This window comes from Photobacterium lucens, from assembly GCF_009873615.1.
Classification (GTDB): domain Bacteria; phylum Pseudomonadota; class Gammaproteobacteria; order Enterobacterales; family Vibrionaceae; genus Photobacterium; species Photobacterium lucens.
Map to the genome: position 1 here is coordinate 1 of NZ_SSMG01000327.1, position 21737 is coordinate 21737.

At 40.9% G+C, this 21737-nt stretch carries 8 protein-coding genes; 3 read left to right on the forward strand and 5 right to left on the reverse strand.

Annotated elements, in window-relative coordinates; all coding sequences use genetic code 11:
• Nucleotides 1-107: 107 nt before the first annotated feature.
• Both E5A76_RS14035 and E5A76_RS14040 read right to left on the reverse strand, forming a co-directional pair.
• A complete protein-coding gene (locus E5A76_RS14035; protein WP_008989033.1) occupies nt 108-284 on the reverse strand; it encodes an ATPase in 177 nt (58 codons plus the stop codon).
• Between the two features lie 202 nt (nt 285-486).
• Nucleotides 487-2193, reverse strand: coding sequence for a phospho-sugar mutase (locus E5A76_RS14040; protein WP_161119299.1), 1707 nt, complete (start codon nt 2191-2193; stop codon nt 487-489).
• A 462-nt stretch (nt 2194-2655) separates the two neighbouring features.
• On the opposite strand from E5A76_RS14040, the gene E5A76_RS14045 reads away from it, so the two are divergent.
• A complete protein-coding gene (locus E5A76_RS14045) occupies nt 2656-3105 on the forward strand; it encodes a hypothetical protein (RefSeq protein WP_053988836.1) in 450 nt (149 codons plus the stop codon).
• Between the two features lie 87 nt (nt 3106-3192).
• On the opposite strand, the gene E5A76_RS14050 is transcribed toward E5A76_RS14045, so the two are convergent.
• Nucleotides 3193-3714, reverse strand: a complete 522-nt coding sequence (locus tag E5A76_RS14050; protein ID WP_053988835.1) for a DUF2058 domain-containing protein — start codon at nt 3712-3714, stop codon at nt 3193-3195.
• Between the two features lie 456 nt (nt 3715-4170).
• On the opposite strand from E5A76_RS14050, the gene lysM reads away from it, so the two are divergent.
• Both lysM and E5A76_RS14060 read left to right on the forward strand, forming a co-directional pair.
• Nucleotides 4171-4602 carry a peptidoglycan-binding protein LysM gene (lysM, locus tag E5A76_RS14055; protein WP_023934748.1) on the forward strand — a complete coding sequence of 144 codons (432 nt, stop codon included), beginning with the start codon at nt 4171-4173 and terminating at the stop codon, nt 4600-4602.
• Between the two features lie 22 nt (nt 4603-4624).
• A complete protein-coding gene (locus E5A76_RS14060; RefSeq protein ID WP_053988834.1) occupies nt 4625-5077 on the forward strand; it encodes a YidB family protein in 453 nt (150 codons plus the stop codon).
• Nucleotides 5078-5149: 72 nt separating this feature from the next.
• On the opposite strand, the gene astB is transcribed toward E5A76_RS14060, so the two are convergent.
• Complete coding sequence (astB, locus tag E5A76_RS14065; RefSeq protein ID WP_161119300.1) at nt 5150-6481, reverse strand: N-succinylarginine dihydrolase; 1332 nt, start codon at nt 6479-6481, stop codon at nt 5150-5152.
• Between the two features lie 233 nt (nt 6482-6714).
• Nucleotides 6715-21648: a retention module-containing protein gene (locus E5A76_RS14070; protein WP_262383663.1), complete on the reverse strand. Its 14934-nt coding sequence runs from the start codon at nt 21646-21648 to the stop codon at nt 6715-6717.
• Nucleotides 21649-21737 lie beyond the last annotated feature (89 nt).

Here is a 21737-nt window from a genome sequence, read left to right on the forward strand (position 1 = left end):
CTGACTCCGATTGAATATCGAAATCAGGCCTTACAAGCCGCTTAACCGAAATGTCCAACTTTATGGGGTCACATCAGTACTATTCAGTGCAGAGGCTTTTTTAATGCTTATTCAGGCTTACGTTCGCCAGTCATAAATGCATGAAGAATTTCTGGCGTTAGCTCACCTGCTTCTTCTAAACGCTTTAATTCAGCAACAATTTTCTTTTGCTCATCAATCTCAGGGATCGGTAACTCTGGCTCTTTTTCGAAATCATCAGGAATAGATAGATTTAAATCATGCATCGGAAAACCCTAACTTTTTAAAATAATAAATATTGGCTTGATTATACACGTAAATGACCATTGAGCGCACCTGGATTAGGCATGGCGCTTTGGGGAAGTCTTTGATGAAAAACAATTTAAAACAGCAGATAACGGTTATAAAAACAGCAGTGATATCTGTAATATCACTGCCATATAACAAGCTAAATAATCGTGTTATTAATTACTTAATAGATTGCTGATGCTTAGCAATTAACTGCCCCATTGCCTCTTGAGCACGTTGCTGAGCATGTACCATGGTATCTTCATGAAGCATTGGCTCAACCACTTCGTAGTAGCATTTTAATTTAGGCTCTGTGCCTGATGGTCTTACAATCACACGGGAACCACCTTGTAAGTGATAAATAAGCACATCACTGACAGGTAGATCAATCGCTTCTACTGTGCCATCACTGAAAATACGTAGCGATTGTTTATAATCTTCTGTGCAAACAATGGGCAAACCAGCTATTTCTGTCGGTGGTGTTGCACGTAATGTGTCACCAATCGGTGCAGCTGTAGGATCTAACGCAATACTTCGTTGCGCATTAACATATAAACCATGTTCACGGTAAATCGCTTCAAGTTGATCCCAAATGGTTTGTCCTTTGGCATGTAGCTCTGCGGTTAACTGAGCAAAAGCGACCAATGCTGATAAACCATCTTTATCCCATACTTTGCTGCCAACGGTGTAACCTAACGCTTCTTCATAAGCGAAAAGAAATTGATGTGTTTCTGTTTGCTGTGCCATAGCAACATTCGTCAACCATTTGAAACCCGTTAAAGTCTGGTAATAACGAGCACCTAATGTAGCCGCAATTTTGCCTAATAGGCTTGATGAAACAATGGTGTTGCCGACAAGGTTTTGGTTTGCTGGTGCATGACTTAATAAATAATAACCAAACAGAATGCCCACCTGATCCCCTGTCAGCATTTGGTATTCACCATCATCTCGACGAACAGCGACAGCAAAACGATCGGCATCAGGATCGTTGGCACAAGCTAAAACGGCATCATGCTTTTTCGCTTCCGCAATAACAAGATCCATCGCCCCAGCTTCTTCAGGATTCGGAAATTTAACCGTTGGGAAAGTACCATCTGGCTCTCTTTGCGCAGCAACACTATGAACATGGGTAAAACCAGCATCAGCTAGTAATGTTTCTGCCATTTCAGCACCTACACCATGCATTGCAGTGTAAGCAACTTTAATCTCTTGAGGCTCAGTATGGTTAGTCAACAATGGATTACTGTTCATGGTTTGACGATAAGCTTGGTAATACTCATCATCTAACCATACAAGAAGCCCTTTTTCTGCTGCGGCTTCTAATGATAATTGTGATAATTCATGCGTTGTCGCTTTATCAATTTCCTCAGCAATACCCGCATCTTGTGGTGGAATGATCTGAGCACCATTACCCCAATACACTTTAAAACCGTTATATTCAGGAGGGTTATGACTTGCAGTAACGACAACAGCGGCTGCTGTATTCAGATGTTTAACACCAAAGGCGACCACAGGTGTAGGGGCTACTTTAACCGTTAAGTACACTTTAATGCCCTGTGCGGTTAACACTGATGCCGTATCATGCGCAAATTGCTGAGAATCAGGACGACCATCATAGCCGATGACCACACCTTTACTGGCAGCTTCAGGTACCGAGCGCAATAAATATTGCCCTAACCCTGTTGCAGTTTCCTGTATCACCAGTCTGTTCATTCGATTAGGACCAGCACCAACAACACCTCGCAGACCCGCTGTACCAAATGCCAAACGACCATTAAAACGATCGGCTAATTCTGCTTGGTTATTGTCTTTAATTAGCTGTTCAAGTTCATTACGTGTTTTAAGATCAGGGTCACGTTCCAACCAACGAGCGATATCACTATTCATTATTATTGTCCTGCTATGTTGATGATTATCTTAATCACTATCGAATGTCTGATTCATATAATAGCCATTTGCTATTGATATCACTACTTAACCACAAATGATAAACATTCGCATTAGATATAATGATATTTTTATCACAATTACACCCATCTGTTTAATTATTGCACACGCAAACGATAGCGTAAGTTCAAAGTTATACAATGCTATTACTGCGATAATCTTGGTTATATTTAAGTACCGTTTATTGCTTTCTAGGCCGCGAAATACCTAGCCTACCACTGAAAACACATGAGTAAATTCCGCTCTTAACCAATGACCAACACACCGATAAGATTTGACGTAATAACATAAAATCATGGGGTTATTCGCACATAATTATGATTAAACACTGACAAAAGCCCATTAGGCTAAACCTATATACCTCATTTTGCTGTCGTTAACTGAATATATAAGGATATTGTCATGCGTGCGATTCTCCTCTCTCTTGTCCTGCTTATTACTGCTTGCTCTCAGGCTGAAAGCTCACCTGAAAATGCAAATGTAGATCTCGCATTTTTACTGAATAACCAACGTTTAGTGGCAACAACACCAAAGGAAATTATCCCCCCTCTTGCGGTAAAGGTGTATTCATTAACAGAGAATGGTGAATGTGATAATGGCTCATGCCCACCAACACAATTTTATATTGCTGTATCACAATATGGCGAGATGCCACAGCAAACTTATTTCGTAACAGAAAAAGAACCGAATTTAACCTTTGAGCACTGGGATTGGATGAAAACAGCTAAATATTCTGAAAAGCGCCCATCAGTGTCGTTTGTGGTCAGTTATAGTGAGAACGGAAAGAAAGTATTTAAAACCATCACGGTTGATATGAATGACATTCACTACGCAACCGAAGAGAAAAAATAAGCCATATTTGTGAATAGAAAAAAGCAACAAAAAAGCCGATGTCGTAAATAACATCGGCTTTTTTCATGCATTACTAGCAGTAATGATTTACCACATCAGATCGTCAGGGATAACAAAATCTGCATATGGGTCATCTTCATCAACAATACTGTCATCAACCGTATTGTTAAGCACAATGCTAGACTCATCACGAAGTGCAATCTTATCCGCAACAGTCGCTGGGATCACTTCGTAACCGTCTTGGTAACGTGCAATCGCTAAGCGACCATTTACTAACTGATCTTGCATTACTTTATCAACATAAATCTTCTTAACCGTTGAGCCATCAGTAAAGTTATAACCGATGTCACCGTCTTTACGATCTAAGCGATTCATCTCAATAAGCTGTTTAATTTGAGAGGCTAACTCTTTTGCCTTCACTTCTTCGTCACGGGCACGGTTAAGCTCTTTATCTTTTTCTAACTGCGCCTGACGATTTGCTTCAACAGCAGCTTTTGCTTCTTTCGCTTGAGTGCGCGACTTTTTAGACGATTTACCCGCCTTTTTAAGCTTTTTCTTATCAATAAGCCCTGCTTGTAGCATCTGCTCTTGTAGACTTAGCTTTGCCATTGAAACTCCATAAAATTATTCATGCATTACCAGTGTAGACCCACTGATTTATGGACGTATTATCACTTTTAGCGCTAAAACAGGTCAAGCGTAAACACAAAAATTACCTCATCGTTATAATGCGCTTTACTCCCAGAGATTAGACAGATACATTCATGCAATAAATCAATGTCCAAAATTTAACCAAACACCATTCTATATATTGCAATAAAACACTGTTGTCATTCTTCATTTTTAAAAAATATGCTTTCTTATAAGGATATAGCTTATCGATAAACGATGACCTAGTATCGAAATCAAACCGTATCTCAATAAAAATGACAACAACATCTAAGCACAACAGAGAGTTGGAATTGAGCATACTTTCCATAAGACTTAATTCAATAAAAATGAGTTGTTCTTAAATTTTCGTCTAGTCTTTTTAATGACTATTTCTTCATTTAGGGAATGTAAACAATGGGTTTATTAGATTTCGCACGTAATATCGGCACAAAATTATTCGGTAACGAAGAAGAAGCACCTGAGAAAATCACACAGCATATTGAAGACAATAACCCTGGTGTTTCTGATCTTAAAGTTGAAGTAAAAGACGGTGTTGCAACACTATCTGGTCAAGCTGATAGCGCAGAAGCACGTGAAAAAGCGATCCTGATGACAGGTAATACTGAAGGTATTGAATCTGTTGTAGATAACATTTCTGCACCTGCATCAACAGAAGAAGTGTCTTACTACGAAGTTCAATCTGGTGACAGCCTATGGAAAATCGCTGAAAAAACACTAGGTAACGGTGCTGATTACGAGAAAATCTTTGAAGCTAACCGTGAAGTTATCATTGACCCAGACAAAATCTTCCCAGGTCAAAAGCTTCGTATCCCAGCAGCAGCTTAAGTTCAAATTTAAGGTTTAATGTATGGATATCGCAGAGATTCTACGTATTGGTGCTCAACTATTTGCACAATCAAGTGCAAATACTGATGGCCTAAACGAAAACAACATTATGTCAGCACTGGCTCGCCTACTTGGTGGTAACAGCAATGGTGAAGGTATTGATTTTAACAGTATCCTTCAATCACTTAACGGTGCTGGTTTAGCGAATATCGTTGCATCATGGCTGGGTAATGGTGAAAACTCACCAATCTCTGCTGATGATATTGCTAAAATTTTCAATCCAGATCAGTTATCAAACTTTGCCAACGATCTACAAATGCCTAAAGATGAAGCTGTAACAGGTTTACAGGAAACGTTGCCGGGTATGATTGATAAAGCAAGTCCAAATGGTGATATCGCATCTGAGTTGTTCCAAGCTGTTGGCGGCATGGACGGTATCATGAACCTAGCTTCAAGCCTATTTGGTAAAAAATAACCATTAGCTTGTAGATATGTTTCTAAAGGCAATAAGTAGATTCTACTTATCGCCTTTTGTTTATTTATAAGATCATTGTTGAAAGTTATAAATCGAGCCAAGGTTTAATATTTGCGTTAGCTCATCTAAGGCAGTGCGTGATTCCACCAGCAAATTGGGATCGGCTAAATCCGATTCTACCAAGCGATCACGATAGTGCTTATCAACCCACTGATTCAAGATAGTAAACTTTGTATCTGTCATTAACACATCAGGATTCACCGCTTGCAGTTCTTGTTCATTAAGCACCACACGCAATCGTAGACACGCAGGTCCCCCGCCATTTGCCATGCTCTGCTTTAAATCGAAGATCATCACTTTATCTATATGCTGACTATTTACTAGCTGCTCGACATAGTGTTTAACTTGACTGTTTTCTTCACACTCCTGCGGTAACACCAATACCGTTTCCCCATTAGGTAACGATAGCAATTGCGAATTAAATAAATAGCTGGAAATCGCATTATTAATCGACACACTGGATGTGGGTACTTCGATGATCCTGAAGTCATCCCCCATTTTTTGCCTTAACTCTGCATAAACCTTGGCTTGATCAACATAGGCTTGTTCGTGACAAAACAAGGTATTTCTGTTACCCACGGCTATGACATCGTTATGGAATACACCTTGATCAATCACAGCTGGATTTTGCTGCGCAATAACAACACCTTGCTCATCTAACTGGTGCAAACGAGCTAACGCTTCACAAGCTTCAAATGTTTGCCTTGCCGGATATTTCTGAGGTTGAGTAAAACGACTATCAAAGGCATAACGTCCATGAACAAAAAACTCAACACCTGCATCACCGTATTCACGACAAAAACGCGTATGGTTGGCAGCTCCCTCATCGCCAAAGTGATTTACTGTTGGTAAAGCATCATGATGATGGAAATGCTGCTCACTTGGAAACATTGCTTTTAGGATCTTTCCTGTCGTTACATGCTCAATCGAGCGATGGAACTGGTTAACCAAATTAGCGGGTGTAAAGTGAACCCGCTTATCTGATGTATCAGCAGAGGGAGAAACCGTCGCCGCATTGGCTGTCCACATACTCGACGCCGAGTAGCAAGAAGCCAACAGTTTCGGACTGTGTTTTGCTGCCTGTTGAATGATATATTGCTCAGAGCCAGAGAATCCCAAACGGCGTAATGTGACAAGATCAGGTCTTTCTTGTGGAGCTATGATCCCCTGCACTAAACCAAGATCAGCAAGAGACTTCATTTTCGCCAGCCCCTGCTTGGCGGCTTGCTTCGGGTTAGAGGCTTTTGCGCTATTTTTAGCAGACGCAATATTACCGTAAGAAAGTCCACTGTAATTATGCGTAGGACCAACTAATCCATCAAAGTTTGCTTCTACTGCTTTCATTTCTCATCCATGTTATCTGCTAATCACATAACAATTAACATAACAAAGTTTTTACATTTACAGCAACTAAACCCATTTGTGGTTATTTAATCATTATTCGTAGATTATTATTTCATTAAAATTGGAGATCTTCGCTATCCTGCCGGATTCTTGAGGCATACAAGTGAATAACTACGCAATTTTAGTCAAAAAAAGCAGCCAGATTCGGCTGCTTTTTTACTTTATATTGCTAACTAGTGCGTGTTATCTAGCTTAAATGCATTGTGATCGAACAGTGAATTCACAATATCAACAGACGATGCACCATCCATTAAACCAAGATCCTGAACAGGGTTAATGTTATCTAAAACAATGTTTTGCTGTTTACCATCATCTGTTGTGATATCCAGTTCAACATTACCTTTATCATCAACACCTGCGCTAACATGCTTCAGTAAATTATCCATATCAGATTGGCTGTCATCACCTTCATTTGATAATAACTCACGGATATCGATCTTATCTTTTCCTAGCTCAAAATCAGCAATGGTATCGGCATTTGGCTTATCTGATGACAATGATGTTTCATGCCATGTAAACAGATCATCACCAGCACCACCAGTTAAGATATCACTACCTTGACCTGCAACTAACGTATCGTCACCATCAAAGCCAAACAATGATTCACCTTGGTTATCTGCAATTAAGTCATTGCTCTCTTCATTACCAAAGTTCTTACTAAGCTCAAGGCTACCGCTATTCAATAACGTCGTTAGCTTATCTGTTGCAGTCATCTCACTAGACGTGCTACCAAATAAATCATGGTTAGTTACGCCATCAAGAATGATATTCTGAACCACCTTATCTTGATCATTAGATATCTGAATTAAGGTGCTACCATCTTGCTCTGTGATGTTTAGACGATTATTCAAATCCGCTAATGAGTGGATATCTTTGGTGTCTAATGCATCACCTAGGCTGATGGTATCTATGCCAACTTCAAAGTCCATGATCTTATCTGTTGCTGGTGCATCAGCAGTGCCAAAGTCGCTAGCAGTCCATAGGAAGGTATCTTTCACCCCATCACCATGACCGCCTAACTCACCACCCCATAGGATGTCGTCACCTGCACCACCGACAAGAATATCTGAGCCTAAGCCACCCACTAATACATCATCGCCGGCACCACCATACAATGTTGCTGCAGCTGTACTGTCGATGATCAGATTATCTCCATCAACATTTGAATTTTGACCGATCACATTATTTGTTTGTGATAGATCATCAACCACTACATTGATGTTTACAGGGTCTGATTCTGCATAAGAACCATCAGATTCAGTCGAAACAGCAACAACATTAATTGAGTGCGTACCTTGATCAAGATCTTTGATGTACAAGCCATCAACCTTGTCAGCTGGTACTTCCCAGTTACCATTTCCAAGATCTTTACCAATCACATTGCCATCTTTATCAACAACCTGACCTGAGCCTAAATTCGTTAACTTAACGGTTAAGGTTTCAGATGCATCTGCCGATGCCGCAGCAATCAGCCCAATCAGTGGCAACATCGTCCCCATAGAGCTTCTGATCGCAGCGGTTTGTAGGTGCTCTGGGTTAATACTTAACGATGGCGCATCCGCTTTCGGTACCACATTAATCTCAACTTTATTGGTAGCAGACTGATTACCGCCTGAGCCTGTATTACCACCATCGTTAGTAGTAATGATTAACTCATCTTTACCACTGTAGTTTTCATCACTAACGTAGCTAACATTACTGTTAAGTACCGCATTAATGTCATCCATCGAGCCTTCAAGAGTGACATTACCCGTACCATTATCGACCACTTTCACTGAGCTGTTTTCTGGTAATGTAATAATTAACGAGCCATGGGCTACGCTTAGCTGCACAGACATACCCGTATTATTCGGTAACTCATTAAAGTCTGCATCAGATACCTGCAACCCTGTGATCACCGTTGCGATATCTTCATCTGCCGTAATACTCGTTGGCACATGGTTAACAGGCGCATCGTTAACAGGTGTAACCGTAATATCAACTGTATCGGTATCGGTTAGTACACCACCAGCACCAGCGTTACCGTTATCACTTGTGGTCATGGTTAGCTGATCTTTACCAGCGTAATTCTCATCACCTGTATATTTGATACCATCAGCCAGTAATGCGTTGATCTTATTAATATCACCGCTGATAACTAACTTACCGTCACCGTTATCAGTAATATTCAAACCTTGTGTATCAGTCGCGATAATCGTTAATTGACCATGACCAACAGCTAACGTCACTGTCATATCACCAGATGCACCATTTTCTTTCGCATCCACATCACTGATCTTAAGACCACTGATCACATGGCTACTGTCTTCATCAACAGTAAATGCATCAGGTACTGTATTCACTGGTGCATCGTTAACGGGTGTAACGGTAATATCAACACTATCGGTATCTGTTAATGCACCACCTGCACCAGAATTACCATTATCGTTGGTCGTCATGGTTAGGCTATCAGTACCATTAAAGTCTTTATCACCAACGTAATTGATGCCTTTATCCAATAGCTGATTGATCTTAGTAATATCACCTTCAATGGTTAATGTGCCATCACCATTACCTTTGATCACTAGACCTGTTGTATCAACACCATCAGCAATGCTCAATTGACCATGCTGGACACTTAGCGTGACCGTCATGTTCATTACAGCATTATGATCATTACTATCTACATCAGTTACTTGCAGATTTTTGATCACTAATGTTGTGTCTTCTTCAACCGTTAGCGGATCCGTTGGCATATGGTTCACAGGCGCATCGTTATCAGGTGTCACATCAACGTGGATTGTTTTATCCACCGCGACGCTATCTGTACCAACAACACCGTTATCCACTGCACGAATATCAAAACCTAAATCACCCGTCCAAACCTTACCGTCAATAACGGTTTGGTTATTAGCATCACCTGGGTGGAAGATCAATTTATCAAGTTCTGAACCATCAACTTTAATGATCCATGAGCCATCTGCTTGTTTCTCACAGCTACCCTTTACCCCATCAGGTAAGGTAAATGAGCTTGAATCAGGCACATTAGTTATGGTGATTTGTAGTGATTCTGCTCCATTTTCATGCACATTGGAGTCAGGATGCTTAACTGTGTTTTCATCATCGTAAGCTTTAATACCTAGATCTAATGTGATTGAACCATTTTCATCACCAGACGCATTCGGATTAACATCAGTATCTACTTTGTCAGCAACAGGCTGAACATCAATCGTGATAGTTTCACGGTTTGCTGCTGGTATATCTAAAGTATCTTCTTTTGAATACACCACAATACCAATATCAACTTTACCGCTGAAATCTTTTGGCGGCTCAACCTTCACGTTACTTAAATCGAACGTTTCACCTGATGCCGTAATCGTCCATACGCCATTGCCATTGTTCACCGCACCTTGAACGATAAAGCCATCAGGCACGTTTTCTAATTTGATTGAAACAATGTGCTCTGAACCATCACTATCTTGTAATGACCCACCAATACCACTCAATGAAATTGCTGTATCTTCATTACCAATAACTGGCTTATCAATGTCATGCCATTTGATATCGTCATTAACCGCAACAACCTCAAAGCTCACTGTGTTATCAAATGTCTTTGATGCTGATACTTCTTTGCCACCAGCAGTTTCATCATAAACAGTGGTATCGACAACTGTGGTTTTAACATCAATATCAACCTTGCCACTAAAATCTGGTGCTGGACGGAAATGAATATTCCCCATCTGGCTAGCATCAATGGTGATAGATGAACCTAGTACATTGCCATTTGCATCAATAAACACACCGTCAGTGCTGTCTTTAAGTGTTAATGTCACAGACTCAACGCTTTCTTTACCATCAGTTAGTTCTGTGCTGACATCTTTTAGTGCAACAGATAGATCAAGCTTGATATCGCCATCTTCATAAGCAACATCTTTGTAAACTTGCTCTGTTTTATCATCAGATGACGAGATCGGCTGCTTATCACCATTTAAACCATCAGTTTCAACAACCTTAATTTCAACCGATTTAGGACCATCAACTTCAGGTGCAATTTGAACATCAAGGGTGGTTGTTTGTGTTTTATAATCACCACTTTCAATATCAGTCGTTACAAACTTCACATCTAACTTAAAGTCACCTGCGAAATCTTTTGGCAAATTAATGTGAATGCTAGATAAATCCACTTCACCACTGTCAGAAACAGGCACTTTCAATACATATTCACCAGTTTGGTGGTTATAGTCAGAGCCTGAGATCGAAGCACCTTTAGGTAGATCACTTGCATCAATAACAATAGTCAATTCATCATGCGCTTGATGACCACCATCTGTACTCACTTTAATAATGTGATCAGTGATTTGTTTACCTAAATCTACGGTGTGATCTTCTGTACCAGTGACAAGGTGATCTTCGATGATAACATCCGCCGCTTTTTCATCTTTAGACTCAGTATTCTGGCTAAAATCAAGCGTGATGGTGTCTTTTTTAACCACTAATGCACTTGGATCACCATCGTCACTTAAATCTTGTACAACCGCACTAATTTGCAGCACTAACGTATCTTTAAAGCCTTCTGGGGCTTTGATCTGCAAGTTGTCCAATTGCGACTGAGGAATTGTCCAGCTACCATCACCATTGTTAATACCACCAACAATCACAAAGCCTGTCGGAATTGGCTCAAGTACCACTTGCTGAATCACTTCAGAGCTGGATTTATCGTCATTCACCCACGTAATTTTACCGTCTGAATCAGTACCATTAGAGAGATCAATAACACCATCACTGTCACAACTAATATTGGTAACAGTATTACCATCATGGCGAACAACTAAGTGACCATCGCTTTCCACAACAGCTTGAATATCAACAGTTAAAGTACCTGTAATATCTTTCGTGACAGTCTCTTTATCGCCATCAACATCCGTTTCAGATACCGTTACTGTTGAAGTTAAGGTGATATCTTTATCTGAGTCCTCTGGCGCATGCAGGGTTAACTTAGTGCCATTCAATAACTGTTGTAATTGGCTATCCGTAAAGGTGATTTTTCCTGAAGCATCGGCCACTAATAAAGTATCACCCAAGAACAACTGATAACCTTGCGGTAAACCATTTAGCGCTACTGCGGTAATGTGTTCTTTCGGATCGGTAAACTCAGGTGGTAACCAATCAATTTGAATCGGCTGATCTTCAAAACCTTTAGAAACCGTATCGTAGTCAGTCGCATCAATTACAGGCGTAACATGAATAACCAATTCACCATCAAACGCCTTACTCGCACCGTCGTTTTCAGTCACTACGACACGAAGATCAAGCGTGATATCTTCTAAGCTATTTTCTGGCGGCACGATTTTTACATCGTTTAACGTTGTTAGGTTTACCTGATAAATAGGTTGACCATGTTCATCTTCACCAGCGTAAACCAAGGTTTGAAGATTACCGTTCTGATCGTACAGTTTTGCTCCTTCTGGAATACCAGAGACCACAATACTTAAGGTTTCAGAACCGTCAGTTTTACCATCAACAGTGTGCTCGCCTGACACCACTTTAAAATCAAACTTAGCGCTACCATCTTCTTTAATGGTTGTTTCAAGTCCGATTTTGCCATCTTCTAATGGTTTCCAATCTGCACTATCAGATTCAATCACTGGCGCATCAACCACACCTGTTAGTGCAATATCAATAGATTGTGGGCCAACCACTTTCTCGCTAGTTTCCGTTGTCAAATTACCATTAGCATCAGTAATGGTTGCGACATCTCGGATCACGCCTTTCACTGAGATACTAAAATCAACGTTGCTATCTAATGGCGGCTGAAGTGATAAACCGTTTAGATCTTCATATTTAATTTCATACATACCATCGGCATTTGGCGTCAGGATGTGATTATTTAAGTACAATACTGCACCTTCAGGAAGTGCAGAGATTTGTAGGAATAAATGCTCAGAGTTATCGGTGTTATCATCTAACGACACAAAGTTAATGTGTGTTGATAGATCAATACGCTCATCTTCTTTCGATTCAACACGTGTCACTTTTAACGTGCCATCATCGGCTTGAGGATTCACATTGATAACAATTTCTTTCGCTGTCGATTCAGCTGTCTGATGACCATTTACAAAGTTATCCAGCTCTTTACTTTCAGCGGTAATGGAAAGCTTAATATCACCACTAAAGTTATCTGCAGGATTAACCTCAACAGACTTCATTTGCTCAGAATCTACCTTGTAGATACCTGAACCCGGTGATGTTTCAATTAACGTTTTACCGTCAATTTCTAGCGTACATTTATCTTGGTACTCTTTTGGTACCGTAATGTAGTAGAACAGTGCTTCTGAGCCGTCAGTATCTTGCAGATCAGCAACCACACTTAACTGAACATTTGAGCCATCTTCGTCGACAACATAGTGATCAACAGAGCTTGAATTCCATGTTGGCGTATCAGCAATACCTTGAACATTAATCGAGAATTCACCATTCATTACAGGGTGATTACCGCCATCCGTGGTATTAACTTGTGCGCTAACATCAAACTTAATGCCGTTAGCAGAGGTCGAGAAATCTTCTGCAGGAACAAAGGTTATGCCTTGCAGGGTATAATTCTCACCACTAGCGTCTGCTTTAAATGCACTTGCAGGGATCGTAATTGAACCATCGCTATTTACAGCTAAAGGTTGACCGTTAAACATAAAGACACCGTGTGCTTCACCCTGTGGATGAATCGTTACAGTACCAATGTGTTCACCACGATCGTTATCACCAACGTTAATACTCATGTTGATGGCAATACCATCACGATTTACATCAACGTTATCGTTAGGATCGGTAGAGTGACGACCGTCTTCTTCCTGACCTGTGCTGTTTTGCAAGCTTAAGGTTGCATCTTTATCCGACACTTCAAGCGTGATCGTACCTTGTGCCTTATCACCATCACCATCGGTCACCTCAAAGCCAATCTTCTTGATGATCTCTTCTTGGTTATGATCCAAATTATCGTTGGCAGCAAAGTAAGTCTCACCATTAGGTTTGATCATCAGATCACCTAACTTTTGACCATTTTCTGTGACTTCATAGATACGGTAACCGCCAGACTCACGCAGTGTTGACAGATCAATATGCTGATCATCAACAATCAGGGCAGTAACTTGTGCACCATCAGCACCAACATTAACGATCACGTTTTCAAGTGTCGTTGTGCTGTGTTCAACCGTATTAAGCGTTACGTCATGTACAGATGGAATATCATCTTTAATTAATACATCAATATTAACTGCACCGCTGATATCACCGTCTTTATCAACGGCGTAAACAGGGAACTCAATCTTAAACTCATCTTCACCTTGAGTTGGGTGATCAATGGTTCCTTTCAGATCGAAAATATAGCGACCATTTGGTAGCAAGGTATACGTAAACACAACTTGACCGTTTGCCGTACCTTGATATGTCCCAGGCCCTACCTCTTTCAGAACAACATCATGCCCTTCAGATTTGATGCTGTTTTGCTCATTAAACGCGTTAACATCAACTTTAAAGTCAGCAACATAGTCACTACCTTGATCGACCTGAATATCACCTAAAGCAGACACGCCACCATGTGAAGTATGTGAACCATTCGCCAATGCATCTTCATCAACACTCAGTGCTGGTGCAGAAATAATGACAGGTGCAGCACCATCATTAATAGTGATTTGCGCATTTACATAATTATCAGGTTTATCTTCGTTACCTAAGTAATCACCATCGGTATCTTTAACTTGTACTGGCACATCAATCACGATCTTGCCGCCATCAACGGAAACAAAACCATCGTTGTTAGTTCCACTATGATCTAAAGGCACATACTGAGTAATAGAGACTTTTACATCAACATCATGACCGTTAGCAGCCTGCTGCGCAGAAACAGTTACCGTTAATACTTTTTCACCATATTCCGAGATGCCCACTAGTTGACCATCTTGATATTCAAAGTGAATTTTTTCACCCGATGCCGTGAGCTCTGACTGTAACTCGTTTATTAAGTCAGTAAGATGCTTATCATCAATCGATACTGTATTAGGATCTAAACGATCGGCACCAGCTTTAACGGCAATGGTGACATCACCAGAAACTGGATAGCCTTGCTCACCTGCTGTTGGCTGTAAGTCGCCTTCAGTAATAACAATAGAGCCAGTTTCACCACCTTTTGCGTTTTCACCATCATGAATATTGATCGTGATCTGACCTGGCTTACTCTTATCACCGTCATAGTCTTGAGCAACTACGTCTAGCTTAATAACTTCATTATCTTTCGCTGTATCGTCAACCTGATCAATAGGTTGCTGCTGCTCAACAACATAATGACCATTCACATCAATCTTGATTTCCATGACAACTTGAGATGGATTGTCTTTTAATACAACGGTGATTGTTGAACCATCTGGACTCAATGAATACGTTGTCGCATGGCCATTACTGGTTAAACCGTCTAACGATGATTGCTGATCCGTAAAATACACTTTCGCAACTTGGTCACTACCAGTATCAATATCGATAGTGCCAGATGCCGTGCCATGACCAGATGCACCTTCTTCAACAGTCGCTGTTGAATCATGACCGAATGAAGGGTTTTGACCATCTTCGATAGTGATATTCACATCGACAGGTTTCTGTAATGAGTCGCCATCAGCATCTTGCATTTGAACAGGTACATTAATCGTGATCTTACCGTCTGTAACATCAATGTACTTTCCATCTGCATTGAGGTGATCAAGTGGTAGAGACTGCTTAATAGCCAAATCAACCGTAACATCACCATTCGCCAATGAAGATGGCGTCATGGTAATACTCACCGCTTCCTGACCACTCGCTGTCACACCTGTAATCGTGATCACACCATTAGCATCAGTATGTACCGTGAAATTCAGTACTTCACCATTTGACGTTAAGCCATTGAGCTCTTTCACTAAGTCAGCTTGTGCGCTATCAGCAATCTTTAAGCTGTTCGCCACTAATGCATCATCAGTTGCATTAACAGTAAAGTGCGTATCCGCAGAAACTGGGTACCCCTTACCTGCTTTTGGATCTTCAAGATCGCCTTCTGTAATGGTGATGTTTGCGACAACACCTTCACCGGTTGGGTTTAAACCATCTTTAATATGAATTTCTAGTTGTCCAGTGTTACTTACATCACCGTCTTTGTCGGTTGCAGTAACAGACAGATTAATATCAACGGTATCGCCTTTGCTGTTGTCTTGCTCTATTGGCAGATATTGATGAACCGTGTAACTACCATCGATATTAATTTCAATCGTCATGACCGGTGCGCCATCATTCGCACCACCATCGATAACAACTTTAATTTCATTACCATCAACCACATAACGGGTTGCTTGGTTATTAGAAACAATACCTTCAAGTGACGGCTGAGACTTCGCAAAATCAATGTGCGCAATATCATCAGAGCCCACATTTAACGGGATCTTACCGCTTGCAGTTGCGCCTGTTTCGGTTTCCGTAATCGTAGTACCAGAATCTTTACCAAACTCAGGGTTAGCGCCATCAACAATGGTAATATCAACAATCGCAGGCTTTTCTAATGAGTCGCCATCAGTATCTTGTGCTTGAACAGGTACATTAATTGAAATGTCGTTACCGTTAACCGTTACAAAACCTTTACCATTGCCCGATTCTTTATGATCAAGCGGTAATTCTTGGATGATTTTGATTTCAACGTTAACGTTTTGACCGTCTTGCTTTGATGTTAATTCAACACGTACTGCAACCGTATCAGTCCCAGCAATCGTACCAATCAAGTTACCATTAGCATCAACAGTAAAGACTAGCGCTTGACCGCCCGACGTCAGTTCAGTATTTAACTCTTTGATTAAATCTGCTTGCTTACTTGCATCAATAGCTACAGAGCTCGCAACAAGGCGATCTTCACCAGCAACAAGAGTTAACTCACCTGTTTTTTCTACTGGATAAGTCGTATCTGCACCACCAGTACTTGTGCCACTACCATCAACATCACGGTCGCCTTCAGTTAGAGTGATCGTTACCTTCTCACCACCAGCAGCGTCATTACCGTCTTTAATCGTGATATTTAGCTCACCTTTCGCGGTGTCACCATCTTTATCGGTTGCAGTTACATCAAGCTTAATATTGGCAAGATCTTCACTATTTTGATCAACAGGACCAGTCACTTTTACCGTGTAAGTGCCGTCGTTAGCGATAGTCACTACCATCACAGGATTTGAGTGTGAATCAAGTACGGTTAATACGTTACCTTCTACAGTAAACGTGGTTTTCTCACCGTTACTGGTGATATTGGCAAGGTCTGTTTGCTCAGCATTAAAGTGAATTGACTGAATATCATCAGAACCCACATCTAATGGAATATGACCATTCATTACCTTGTTTACGTCTTTCGACTCATCAATGGTAATGCCTTCGTCTTTACCAAATTCAGGGTTAGCACCGTCAACAATCGTAATATCTACAGTTGAAGCATTTTCTAGTGGATCACCATCAGTATCTTGCGCCTGAACTGGCACCTTGATAGAGATATCATCGCCATTAACCGAAACATAAGTGCCATTGACTGAACCGTTGTGATCCAGTGGAAGTTCTTGGATGATTTTGATTTCAACGTTAACGTTTTGACCGTCTTGCTTTGGTGTTAATTCGACACGTACCGCAACCGTATTCGTACCTTCAATAGTACCAATCAAGTTGCCATTAGCATCAACAGTAAAGACTAGCTCTTTACCGCCAGAGGTTAACTCTGCGTTTAACTCTTTAATAAGCGCCGCTTGTTGAGATGCATCAATAGTAACAGTTGTTGGATCTAAGCGATCTTCACCTGCAACTAGAGTTAACTCACCAGTTTTAATAACAGGATAAGTCGTATCATCACCACCTGTACTTGTGCCACTACCATCAACATCACGGTCACCTTCGGTTAGGGTGATATGTACATTCTCACCACCAGCTGCATTAGTACCGTCTTTAATCGTAATGTCCAACTTACCTTGAGCGGTATCACCGTCTTTATCGGTAGCGGTAACATCAAGCTTAATATTGGCAATATCTGCACTATTTTGATCAACAGGACCTGTTACTTTAACTGTGTAAGTACCGTCATTCGCGATAGTCACCACCATCACTGGGTTTGAGTGAGAATCCAGTACAGTTAGAATGTTACCATCAACAGTAAATGTGGTTTTCTCACCATTGCTGGTGATATTAGCAAGGTCTGATTGCTCAGCATTAAAGTGGATATGTGCGATATCATCAGAGCCCACGTCAAGCGGGATTTGACCATTAATGATTTTATCTGCATCAGTGCTTTCATTGATCACGACACCTTTATCAGTACCAAACTCAGGGTTCGCACCGTCAACAATTGTGATATCAACTGTTGCTGCGTTATCTAATGGATCACCATCGGTATCTTTCGCCTGTACAGGCACTTTAATTGAGATGTCATTGCCGTTAACCGTAACAAAACCGTCTCTGTTACCAGATGCGTTATGATCAAGCGGCAGCTCTTGGATGATTTTGATTTCAACGTTAACGTTTTGACCATCTTGCTTTGGTGTTAATTCAACACGTACCGCAACGGTATCAGTCCCCTCAATGGTACCGATCAAATTGCCATTAGCATCAACTGTAAAGACCAGCGCTTTGCCGCCAGAAGTTAACTCTGTGCTTAACTCTTTAATTAGATCTGCTTGCTTACTTGCATCAATCTCAACGCTATTTGGATCTAAGCGATCTTCACCTGCAACTAGGGTTAACTCACCAGTTTTAACAACAGGATAAGTCGTGTCATCACCGCCCGTGCTAGTGCCGCTACCATCAACATCACGATCACCTTCAGTCAGGGTAATGTGTACATTCTCACCACCCGCAGCATCTTTACCATCAAGAATATTGATGTTCAGCTCACCTTGAGCCGTGTCACCATCTTTATCCGTTGCGGTTACATCAAGCTTAATATTGGCAAGATCTTCACTGTTTTGATCAATAGGACCTGTTACTTTTACTGTATAGGTACCATCATTAGCGATAGTCACTACCATCACAGGATTTGAGTGTGAATCAAGTACAGTTAGTACGTTACCTTCTACAGTGAATGTGGTTTTCTCACCGTTACTGGTGATATTGGCAAGGTCTGTTTGTTCAGCATTAAAGTGAATTGACTGAATATCATCAGAGCCCACATCAAGTGGGATTTGACCGTTGATTACCTTGTTTAAGTCTTTCGACTCATCAATAGTAATGCCTTGGTCTTTACCAAATTCAGGATTGGCGCCATCAACAATCGTAATATCTACTGTTGCAGAATGCTTTAACGGATCTCCATCAGTATCTTGCGCCTGAACTGGCACCTTGATAGAAATATCATCGCCATTAACTGAAACATAGGTGCCATTACCTGAATCTTTGTGATCCAGTGGCAGCTCTTGGATGATTTTGATTTCAACGCTAACGTTTTGACCGTCTTGCTTTGGTGTTAATTCAACACGTACAGCAACCGTATTCGTACCTTCAATAGTACCAATCAAGTTGCCATTAGCATCAACAGTAAAGACTAGCTCTTTACCGCCAGAGGTTAACTCTGCGTTTAACTCTTTAATAAGCGCCGCTTGTTGAGATGCATCAATAGTAACAGTTGTTGGATCTAAGCGATCTTCACCTGCAACTAGAGTTAACTCACCAGTTTTAATAACAGGATAAGTCGTATCATCACCACCTGTACTTGTGCCACTACCATCAACATCACGGTCACCTTCGGTTAGGGTGATATGTACATTCTCACCACCAGCTGCATTAGTACCGTCTTTAATCGTAATGTCCAACTTACCTTGAGCGGTATCACCGTCTTTATCGGTAGCGGTAACATCAAGCTTAATATTGGCAATATCTGCACTATTTTGATCAACAGGACCTGTTACTTTAACAGTGTAAGTACCGTCATTCGCGATAGTCACTACCATCACAGGGTTTGAGTTTGAATCAAGTACAGTTAGAACGTTACCATCAATAGTGAACGTGGTTTTCTCACCGTTACTGGTGATATTAGCAAGGCCTGATTGCTCAGCATTAAAGTGGATATGCGCAATATCATCAGAGCCTACATCAAGCGGGATCTGACCATTAATGATTTTATCTGCATCAGTGCTTTCATTGATTACTACGCCTTTGTCAGTACCAAACTCAGGATTCGCACCGTCAACAATCGTAATATCAATATTAGCGGCGTTATCTAGTGCATCGCCTTCAACATCTTGCGCTTGCACGGGTACTTTAATTGAAATGTCATTACCGTTAACGGTAACAAAACCATCGCTGTTACCAGATGCGTTATGATCAAGTGGTAATTCTTGGATGATTTTAATTTCAACGTTAACGTTTTGGCCATCTTGCTTTGGCGTTAATTCAACACGTACCGCAACAGTATCAGTACCTACTATCGTACCGATAAGATTACCATTAGCATCAATCGTGAATGTTAATGGTTGACCACCAGAAATTAACTCTGTGTTTAGCTCTTTAATAAGTGCAGCTTGCTGGCTTGCGTCAATAGCAACGGTATTCGGATCTAAGCGATCTTCACCTGCAACTAGGGTTAACTCACCCGTTTTGACAACAGGGTACGTGGTATCAGCGCCACCTGTGCTTGTGCCGCTACCATCAACATCACGATCGCCTTCAGTTAATGTCACTGAAACGACTTCACCGCCAGCGGCATCAGCACCATCTTTTACAAAGATGTTAACTTGACCATTTGCAGTATCACCATCTTTATCAGTGGCAGTTACATCTAAATTAATGGTTGTTAGATCATTAGTGTCTTGATCAATAACACCCGTTAGGGTCACAGTGTAACTACCATCCTTAGCCATAGTCACAACCATTACAGGTTCGTTGTCACTATTTAAAATGGTTAGTTCATTACTTTCGCTATTAATAGAAAAGCTCGTGGGTTTACCATCACTTGTGATGCTTGATAGCCCAGCTTGCTCACCATTAAAACGAATAGAAGCAATAGCATCAGATCCCAGATCTAATGGCACATCACCACTGATGGTTTTACCCGTTTCAGTGGCTTCATCAATGTATGTACCTTTATCTGTACCGAATTCAGGGTTAGCGCCATCAATAACACCAATATCAACATTGACTGGTTTTTCTAGTGAATTACCGCTGCTATCTTGCGCTTGAATAGCCACATCGATATTAATTTGATCGCCATTGTGTACTACATAACTATCGGTGTTATTGCCCGTATGATCGATAGGCTGATTGATGGTTGTTGTCACAGTAACTGTCACATCACGACCATTGATTGACGTTGCTTCAAGTGCAATAGACATCACTTGCTTGCCATCAAGCGTACCAATAATAGCATTAGCTTGAGTGTCATAAATGAAAGTAACCGCTTGACCACCAGAGGTAATATCACGGCTTAATTCAGTCAATAATGCGTTGACGGTAAGTGGGTCAAAAACAAAAGATTGAGGATCAAGAGGTAACGTGGACGCTTCAACTAAAACAGATGTTGAAGAGCTCACTGGATATGTTTTATCGCCAAGATCACCTTCAGTAACCACTAAAGATGCAGATTCACCACCATCTGGTTGAACAATAACAAGAGGATCAAGCTCATTACGTGCTTGATTTGGATCGTAAGCTGTATCAAATCCCGCCTCAGCAAGCATTGAGTCGTTATCATAATTAATCGATACAAAACTCGCAGCTGAAGACGAGCCATTGATGCCTACATTACCTGCAGATTCATTACCAGCTGCCGTTGGTTCAAACAACAATGTCGGGTCTTGACCCAACAAAATGGCAGATTGAATTGCATCAATATTATTAGAGTCAAAAGACGCATTACCCATGCCTTCATAGTTAAATGCGATCTTTTCATCTAAATCAACAGATTGAATACCTTCTGGTGTGACAACGGTACAAGTTGGGCATGGTTGATTGACCACCTGTTCAACGCCATCTTTTACAAAGATGAACTTTGCATCCCCATTAGCAACCAAAATTTCATCAGGCTGAAGCATAAATTCGTCAATTACAGGCTGAACATCTTTTCCAGCTTTGATTAAAAATCCATCACCAGATACTAGTTTCATTCCGTCCTGAGTCTTTCCATCAGCTTTCATAACGTACTTTCAACCTTCCTATTCATTTATTCAGTTTGCCAATTCAAATATTTTTTAAG